Source organism: Microcystis sp. LEGE 08355 (genome assembly GCF_015207185.1).
Classification (GTDB): domain Bacteria; phylum Cyanobacteriota; class Cyanobacteriia; order Cyanobacteriales; family Microcystaceae; genus Microcystis; species Microcystis panniformis.
This window is the reverse complement of the sequence record NZ_JADEXI010000140.1, coordinates 1-9,282: the sequence shown is the minus strand read 5'-3', so window position 1 is coordinate 9,282 and position 9,282 is coordinate 1. Positions and strand designations below refer to the sequence as shown.

The 9,282-nt window shown below is 41.9% G+C and carries 6 protein-coding genes and 1 pseudogene; 2 read left to right on the top strand and 5 right to left on the bottom strand.

Translation table 11 applies throughout. From position 1 onward, the window contains the following. Positions 1-396 precede the first annotated feature (396 nt). The 3 genes from IQ242_RS09465 to crtH all read right to left on the bottom strand — a co-directional run bounded on the left by IQ242_RS09465 (position 397) and on the right by crtH (position 4,499). On the bottom strand, positions 397-882 hold the full coding sequence (locus IQ242_RS09465) for a DsrE family protein (protein ID WP_052278056.1): 486 nt from the start codon (positions 880-882) through the stop codon (positions 397-399). Between the two features lie 143 nt (positions 883-1,025). Further along, positions 1,026-2,705 carry an AarF/ABC1/UbiB kinase family protein gene (locus IQ242_RS09460; RefSeq protein WP_193959792.1) on the bottom strand — a complete coding sequence of 560 codons (1,680 nt, stop codon included), beginning with the start codon at positions 2,703-2,705 and terminating at the stop codon, positions 1,026-1,028. Between the two features lie 282 nt (positions 2,706-2,987). Beyond that, the gene (crtH, locus tag IQ242_RS09455; RefSeq protein WP_193959791.1) at positions 2,988-4,499 is read right to left on the bottom strand and encodes a carotenoid isomerase; all 1,512 of its coding nucleotides are present in this window, start codon (positions 4,497-4,499) and stop codon (positions 2,988-2,990) included. A 582-nt stretch (positions 4,500-5,081) separates the two neighbouring features. On the opposite strand from crtH, the gene IQ242_RS09450 reads away from it, so the two are divergent. Beyond that, positions 5,082-6,986: a nucleoside-diphosphate sugar epimerase/dehydratase gene (locus IQ242_RS09450; protein WP_193959790.1), complete on the top strand. Its 1,905-nt coding sequence runs from the start codon at positions 5,082-5,084 to the stop codon at positions 6,984-6,986. Between the two features lie 333 nt (positions 6,987-7,319). On the opposite strand, the gene IQ242_RS09445 is transcribed toward IQ242_RS09450, so the two are convergent. Continuing rightward, a complete protein-coding gene (locus tag IQ242_RS09445) occupies positions 7,320-7,508 on the bottom strand; it encodes a hypothetical protein (RefSeq protein ID WP_002769260.1) in 189 nt (62 codons plus the stop codon). A gap of 202 nt (positions 7,509-7,710) precedes the next feature. Between IQ242_RS09445 and cobW the strand changes: the two genes are divergently transcribed. Then, positions 7,711-8,745 (top strand): cobalamin biosynthesis protein CobW, encoded by a 1,035-nt coding sequence (cobW, locus tag IQ242_RS09440; protein ID WP_193959789.1) that lies wholly within the window; start codon positions 7,711-7,713, stop codon positions 8,743-8,745. Between the two features lie 340 nt (positions 8,746-9,085). Here cobW and IQ242_RS26055 read toward each other — a convergent pair. Continuing rightward, positions 9,086-9,282, bottom strand: a pseudogene (locus IQ242_RS26055) (hypothetical protein); the annotation flags it as partial.

The window sequence follows — 9,282 nt, the reverse complement described above, 5'->3', positions numbered from 1 at the left end:
ACAAAAAGATGTCAAGTTGTATCCTTAACAAGGGAACAGTCAAACTAGGAGCCGTGTGAGGTGAAAGTCTCATGCACGGTTCTGAATGGGAGGGGAGGTCGGTGACGACCTTCTCGACCCCTAATAGCATGAGTCCCTCGGATCGATTTCTCAACGTTTGTCTCTTGCACTTTTTTGACTAAAAAAGTCCCAAAACCGTTTTCTAGTAAGGCTCCCAGTAATATTCAGCCAACCCTAGATAGTCAACAGCTTAGCTTTCTGGGAGGACGGTCCACGAACCAAGAAAAATCCTATAACGACTGAGTCAAGAGCGGCCGCTCTTTTAAGCAAAAATAAATCTACTAATAATAGAGACCTTATTGTTAAGGTCTCTAGATTCTCTAGAAAATGCTAGATTTACCAGCTAATTACTTTAACCGTTTCGTTAAATAAATTTGCTTCTAGGGAATCGGGGGAACTTGTCACCACACCGGCAATTAGATCTTCAGGTTTTATTGCTGCTTGTTTCATACAGGAGGGACAAATTAAGACTTTTCCCCCTTGACTGATGAAATCTACTACCATTGCTTGCAGGGTTTTACCGGTGATACCGTTAGTGTGTTGAGGAATTGTCTTCGCGGCCAAGTGTACCCCTGTAATATTCAAAAAAATAGTGGTTGAGTGACCTTTTTTTAGCATATTGGTGGCGACACCAATGGCCATTGCAGCTCGCCAAGGATCATCGGTGGTTAAATTAACAAATAAATCGGATTTTTGTTGACCGACAGCGATTATTGCTTCGTTAGTTTGTACTGGAGAAAGGGAAGGATTAGCCAAGACTGGGATAGATGTAACTAAGGATAATCCGACAAGGGAACCAAGGGCTAAAGATTTTAACAACATTTTCTTGTCCTCTTGCTGCTGGGTGCAATGAAAACATTTTCATTATGATAACTTCTGGAAAATCTTGTCAACAGACAGCCTGTCAAACTTTAATTTTTGTTGCGGATAACAAAAACGATCTACTAATTAAAAATGATAATTATTTACTTTTCTAGCATTTTATCTAATCTTTCCTGAATCAATAAAGCCATGGAAGAACGCAGAAAAAATAAACCAAATAACCCCGCTAGACTGAAGGGAATAATAGCTAGTTTGCTATAGTTGCTGTCTAATAAAAATATGGCTGAGATAATGCTAAATCCCAATAGACAAACATTAATTAATACTTTAATTCCCAGATAAATTCTTTTCAGAAGTCGTTCATTTTCCCTTGACTTAACTTGAAAAACTAAATTTACTCGCTCGATTTTTTCCTCTAATTGACGGATCATTCTCTCGTTTTTATTACCTTTTTGCCATTGTTGTTTAAGAAAAGTGCGCGCTTGATTAGCTAGGGTAAGCATGGTGTTGGTAGTTCCTCCCGATACCGCTAGACTTTTCACAAAAGGTTGACTAGCTGCTAATAAATTATACTGGGGATCTAAGGAGCGGGCAATCCCATCCAAAGTGGTGACAGATTTAATAATAAAAGTCATTTGGGGAGGTAAGCGAAAAGGTTGCTGTTTAAACATTAAATACACTTGATCGCTAATTTGTTCAAAGGCCTTCACATCTACCGGTTTATCGCGAAATTCATCTAAGAGAAACTGCACGATATTTCGCACGGGTTGCAGCTCTACAACGGGTTCAATTAACCCCATATACATCAAGGTTTTTAAGACTGTTTCTGTATCCTTTCTCAAGATAGCGAAAAAGGTTTTGATCATTTGATCTTTAGCAACGGACTTTAACTCGAACATCGTGCCGAAATCGTAGAAAATTAACTCCCCTTCCTGACTAACTGCCATATTACCCGGATGGGGGTCTGATTGGAAAAAACCATCCTGTAATAGTTGTTTGAGATAGGAACAGATACCCAGTTGAATAATCCCATCTACGTTAATATTATTAGCTATTAAAGTCTCTCGATCATCGACTTTAATCCCCGGCACATACTCCAAAGTTAATACCTTGCGGGTGGTATATTGCCAGTAAACTAAAGGGACTTTTACCTGGGGATAATTCTTAAAATTTTCCCGAAAGCGATCAGCATTTTTACCCTCATGAATATAATCGATTTCTTGAAAGAGTAGCTCAAAGAATTCTTGATAGATAGCTTCTAGATTATATTTTTTCACCACGGGGAAAATATTTAACCAACGGGTGAGACGATGCAACAATTCAAAATCGAGATTAAATAGTCCTTCTAGATTCGGTCTTTGTACCTTAATAACGACTTCTTCCCCACTTAATAACTGCGCTCGATGCACTTGTCCTAAACTGGCACAAGCGAGGGGAGAAACAGTAAAACTTTCAAATAAATTATCTAGGGATTGTCCTAATTCTGTTTCGATAACTCGGATCGCTTCTTGACTATTAAATTCGGGAACTCGATCCTGTAATTGGGTTAATTGTTCGATATATTCGAGCGGAATTAAATCTGCTCGCGTCGATAAAGATTGTCCAATTTTAATAAAAGTTGGCCCTAAATTCATGAGGCGATCAACTAACCATTTCGCTCTCTTTTGCCGTTTTTTGCCCCTATTAGCCCCCGTTAAACGGTCCCAGAGCAAAAAAGTCAAAAACTGCATTGTAAAGCTAAATATCTCCAATTGACGAATAATTGGCGATCGCAAGCTTTGCTGCCAATGTAAAGATTTGGGGGAATCAAAGGGAGTAAGCATCAGTTATCAGTTATCAGTTATCAGTTATCAGATGAACGTAGGTTGGGTTGAAGCATGAAACCCAACGCCCAATCATTTTACGCTACCGCTAACCCATCCTACAAATAATTGTGCCTCCCTACTTAATATCCCACAGCGTTTCTCGTCAAGGTGAAGTATAAATTAAACCTTGCCGAAGTAAAAACTCCAGTCGCAAAAATGCGCTTCATCTATCTGAGAAACGCTGTCAAGTGTTACCTTCCCGTTTGCGAATTCGCTGGTAAAAATCCTGATTTTCAGCTTTTAATCTCTGCGACCAGGTAAACCGAGATCTACCGATAGAAGATGACTGCAAGCAAAACCAGAAAAGGCTACCGCATTTAATCCTTGACCGGGGAAGGTACTATCTCCCACACAATAAAGATTAGGAATAGCTGTGCGATTAAAGGGCATTCCTAATAAGCCTAACAGTTTTCTTCGCGGTATTGGGCCGTAACTGCCATCGATTCTATTCAAAAAGCGGCGATGGGTGCGAGCCGTGCCAATTTCGATATAATCTAATCCTGTATCTAGTTTGGGAAAGAGTTTTTTCAGGCGCTCGATGAGACGATTAGCAGCGGCCTCTTTTTTCTGTTGATATTCTTGGGGGGGCAGTTTTTGCCATTGATCAATCCAGCTAGGGGTGAAAGTATGAATGATATGATGGTCCGGGGGTGCGAGGGAGGGATCGAGTAAGGTAGGAATAGAAACAAAGATAGTTCCCTGTTCTGCTTCCATATTTTCCCAATCTTCTAGCAAAATATGGTGACATTCGCTTCCTGATGGTAACACATCGGCCTTAACTCCCAGATGCAAACTCAGGAAACTGGGGGATTTTTGATAGCGTTTTTGCCATTTTTTTTCGCTGCCCGGGAGAGATTCTGGGGGGAGTAGTTTCTCGAAGGTATCCCAACGGGTGGCATTAGAAACAATCTTTTTAGCGTAATATTCCTTACCATTGGTCAATCTTACCCCGATCGCTCGTCCTGCATCTAAAATAATCTTAGTCACTCTCGCTTGATACTGGATTTCACCACCAGCTTTTTCCAATCCCGCGACTAACTTGAGAGCAATCTGTCCCACTCCTCCCCGGGGATAGTTAATTCCCCCGTAATGGCGATCGCTAAAGACCATTCCCGCATTAATCATCGGAGTGCGATCGGCGGGTACTACCGACCAACAATAACACTCCATGTCGATAAATTTCAATAATTTCGGGTCTTTAATATATTTTCTGGCCACATCTCCCGCATTTTGGGGTAAATACTTGACCAATCCCAAACAGGATAAAGGATGCTGGAAAAAAACCCTAGTCAGATAGCGGGGTTCTTCCAGCGATAGTAAATCCATACTATTGAGGCAATTAAAAACCTGCCAGCATTCATCGTAAAAGTGCCGGATACCAGTTTTTTCTGCGGGAAAATGGCTAATTAATTCCTGTAAAAATTGTTCGTAGTCGCGATGAACTTTTAAGTCTAATCCGTCCGGGAGATGATAATGGATCTGGACGGGATCGGCAATGGTTTCGATACTCATATCCACCGCTGCCAAAGCTTTGGTTAGGAGGTTAGTCGTCCCCTTTTTGCCAAAACCAAAAATCATCGAAGCACCCACATCAAAACGATAACCCTCTCGTTCAAAATAACCCGCGCTGCCCCCCGGGATCAGATAACTCTCTAAAACTAAGACTTTTGCCCCTTTTACCGCTAATTGCGTCGCTGTCACCAATCCCCCGATTCCCGACCCAATCACGATCGCATCGTACTGATTACTCATAACTTGACTCGATAAATTTTTGTGTCAATTCTTGATTGTAACCCTTGACTAGCGGTCATTTATCGGCTATTTTGCGGGAGCAAAAAATTTTGGGGGAGAAATGAAAAGTTGGTAAAAGGAAAAAAGTCTTGACAAATCCAGCCGCTTGACATAGTTGGATTTGGGTGATATTATCTTCCGGAAAGACGGGTAGCGCTACTGTTATAAAAAAACATTGGCTCTTCTCGTTTCTGTATGGAAGGGAGAAGAATAGGGGTAATTTTCTGGAAAGATAGTCTTCAAAGCCTTGCCTAGCAAGACTACTAGGAACGATAAACACTGATTATCACACCAAGTCGGGGAGAGCCAAACATCATTTTACTTAAAATTAATGGTTCTTCGGTTTGTGTTATGCAATGGAGGGGGGTTATAAAGGATAAAACCCTTACACAGAAAGACATTGCTTCGATTTTTGCCAATTGTTTTCTATCTAGAACGAGCTAATCAATTGAGTCTCTTGCCATATAAGGATTTAGTCGATTTATGCCCCCTGATCGAATCATACCAAGTAACGAAGAGCCAAATTAATTAATCAATTGGATAATGTATAGAAAACTGGCCAACAAAATCCTTAAATTAGCTAATTCCCTATCTAGGTCATCGAAGCGCTCTCTTTTAATTGTCACCGATTGCCTGATTTTTAGTCTAACCATCTATCTAGCCTTCTCTCTCAGGTTTAATCTTAGCCTCGAATATCAGCAAATTAGACCTTTTTTAGGGCAAATATTGGGCTTAATTGCCATTAAAACTCTAGTTTTCTATCTCAGAGGTATTTACCGTCCCGTAGTACGTTATACAGGATTAGAGTTTCTTTCCTCCGTAATGCAAGCGGTTCTCTATAGTTCAGGGGTTTTAATCAGTCTTGCCTACTTTCAAGGGGATGCCTTTTTGCCGCGTTCAGTCCTGATTATCGACGCATTGTTAACCCTAGTATTGGTTATCGGGGTAAGATTGTTGATTCGTTCTGTCTTTCACCGTCTGAATATTTACGTCAGTAGTGTGGATAGGGAACCGACAATCGTTATCTATGGTGCGGGGATTGTGGGTTGTCAATTAGCACGTTCCCTACAAAATGACCCCCACTATCGTTTATTGGCCTTTGTTGATGATAATCCCGATTTGCAGCAGCGAGTTATCCAAGGCATTAGGGTTTATCCCCCCTCTCAATTGGCACTACTGCACCAAAAACGGGCCTTTGACTGGGTTGTTCTCGCTATTCCGAATGTAGCCAAGGCCAGAAAGCGGCAAATCATCGAAAGTCTAGAAACTTTACCCATCGACATTAAAACTGTTCCTCCCCTCTCAAAAATTTTATCGGGAGAAGCGGCCATCAATCAGATTCGCAGTGTCGATGTCTCGGAATTATTAGGACGGGAAGAAATTCTACCCCATCCCGAACTTTTGGGAAAAAATGTCACCGGTAAAGCGGTGTTAGTCACCGGGGGTGGCGGTTCCATCGGTTCGGAATTATGCCGACAAATCGCCTTCCTCAAGCCAAAATGCCTGGTAATCTACGAATTAAACGAGTTTTCCCTCTACAAAATCGATCTCGATTTAAGCGAAAATTATACCGATTTACGCAAGTATGCCTATCTAGGCAATGTTCTTGACCGCAATCATCTGGCCCGAGTCATCCAACAACACCAGATTGAGACAATTTATCACACGGCCGCCTATAAGCACGTTCCCCTTGTGGAAGCCAATGCTAGTCAGGGGGTTTACACTAATATTTGGGGGACTTTAAATGTCGTTCAGACCGCGATCGAGAATTCGGTTAGTAATTTAGTTCTCATTTCCACCGATAAGGCCGTCAGACCGACTAACATTATGGGGGCCAGTAAACGCTGTGCTGAGTTAGTCGTGCAAGCTTTGGCCGCTTTACCCGACAGTTCCACCTGTTGCGCAATCGTCCGCTTTGGCAATGTTCTTGATAGTAGCGGTTCCGTGGTGCCGCGTTTCCGGGAACAAATCGCCCAACGTAAGAATATTACCCTCACCCATCGCGATATTATTCGCTATTTTATGTCTATTCCAGAGGCGGTGCGTTTGGTTATACAAGCAGGAGCCATGGCTAAGGGGGGTGAGGTATTCCTGTTAGATATGGGTGAACCGGTAAGAATTTACGATTTGGCCCTACAGATGATTCGTTTAAGTGGCTTGGAATTAGGACAAGATATCGATATTGAAATCACAGGATTAAGACCGGGGGAAAAACTCTACGAAGAATTATTAATCGATACCGATAAAGCTTGTCCCACCGCTCATCCAAAGATTTTTTGCGCTCATGAACACTTTCTTGCTTGGGACGAATTGCAAATCAAATTAGAGCAACTGCTTAATTCTATTCAAGTTAATGACCGTCAGGGCTTAGTTAAGTCCCTACGAGATTTAGTTCCCGAATACCAGTCTCCGCAGCAAATGGCAAGTAATTTGTCAAGTAAAAAGTGAAAAAGAGGAGTTTTAGCGAGTGCATCCCACATTTGCAGAAATACCGACAATCAGCAATTATCAGTGACTCTTAAATTAGTACAAAAATATGAACAATCGCGTGTAAGCATCCCACCGAAAAACTAATGCGCTCCGGGGTTTGGTCCCCAACGGGGGGTTTGGGTAGGGTTGATTCATGAATCAACCCTACTATGAATCAACCCTAGTGTTGAGTGATAAAACCGAAAGTAACGCCCAATTTTAGGAGAAAGTTTCCCCTTAAAAATCCCAAATTAGTAGATTTACAAAAATGAGATGCACCCGTTTTAGCTCTCCTCTTTTTCACCAAATTTATTAATCTAATTGAACCGACTGCTCTTGTTTTAATTGCTTTTGGATAGTTTTTACTGTCCGCTCAATTTTATTGATTCCGCGAGAAGAAGGGCGATTTATTCTATCAGCTAGAGGAGAAGTCTGTTGAATAGCGATGCTTAAATAAAGAGGAAAAGCGAGGGTAAAGGCTAAAAAAAGACGTTGTAACATGATCCACTCCCACAAAAGTTTTTCAGCGATTATTTAGCCGGCTGAAACTTTTCCCAGAATAACGACTAACTAGGAAAATTTCAGCTAGTTTGTGACAGTCCGGCAATTGGTGGGGCAATCCTAAAGAATTAGCGCTGAAACCCTCAACCCTAGACCGAGAGTCTGATACATTGATCTAGGAACATGATCGATCGCTCTATCTATGCACAAAATTCCAGTTACTGTGATCACGGGTTTTCTGGGTGCGGGAAAAACTACCCTCATCCGTCATCTACTGCAAAATAATCAAGGCCGACGGGTGGCCGTTATGGTCAATGAATTCGGAGAAGTGGGAATTGATGGTGATTTGTTGAAAAGTTGTCAGACCTGCGATGACAACCCTAACGATAATATTGTGGAATTGACCAACGGTTGTCTGTGCTGCACAGTACAGGAAGAATTTCTCCCCACCATGCAGAAATTGCTGGAGCGACGGCAACAGTTGGATTGTATGCTGATCGAAACCTCGGGATTAGCTTTACCTAAACCTCTGGTTCAAGCTTTTCGCTGGCCGGAAATCCGCAACGGTGCGACGGTGGACGGAGTAATCACCGTGGTGGATGGTTTTGCTGTCGCTAGGGGTCGTCTGGTGGCGGATTTGGATGCTTTAACGGCACAAAGGCAAGCAGACCCTAATTTAGAACACGAAACGCCCATTGAGGAGTTATTTGAGGATCAGTTAGCCTGCGCTGACCTGGTACTTTTAACTAAAACCGATCTCATCAGCGAAATTGAATTAGAAAAAATTATTAATTGGCTGAAAACACAACTGCGATCGACGGTAAAAATAGTTACTTGTGCCGATGGACAAATTAGCCCCGATGTGCTATTGGGATTTAATGCCGCCGTCGAGGATAATTTAGCTAGTCGTCCTAGTCATCATGATCACGAGGAAGAACACGATCACGATGAGGAGATCAATTCTGTGCAGTTTTGCCTCGATTCTCCCGTAGATGCCCGAATTTTGACCCAACGGCTCAAAGAATTGGTGGCCCGAGAAGAAATCTATCGGGTTAAGGGATTTGTTAATGTGGCCAACAAACCGATGCGTATGGTGTTACAGGGAGTCGGCGATCGCTTTGATTCTTTCTTCGACCGACCCTGGCAATCCACGGAAACGCGGCAAACTCGCTTGGTCTTTATCGGCCGCTCCCTCGATAGTCAGAGAATCGAGCAGGCCTTAACTAGGGTTTGCTGAAGAAGTTTTTCCTGGGGTTAGGGTGTGGGGTAGGGTGATTATTTTTATATATTCTCCCTTCTCCCCCTCTACAATAATTATTCGCAGCCAGAAATACGTTGGGTACTATCATACTTTGTGCTTTTTGTCAAAAAAACTTTTTTTTTGCAATAAAACTACACAAAAAAAAGATCATCGTTATGGGTGAAATTGACTGATTTGACCGTCTTAATTGGGAGCACCTTCTAGGTGTGGCAAGGGTTTCAACCATTGCTGCCCAAAAAAGCACAGAATAACCCACTATGAAATTCTATCAAATCGCTGTTACCACTGTAACCTCGTTGTTAAATAACAATCTTTCTCAATTAATTCTTAAGAATTTGTAAATATTGCGGAATGTTAATTTAAATATTCTCAAGTTTTTGGAGTCAATAAATAATTTTTGCTTATCTTTGATCAACAGAGGCAGTCCCATTGAAAAAATTTTCACCCCCACAGATGAAAGAGGTTTCTTTCCCCACACCCTACACCCTACACCCCACACCCCACACCCTACAC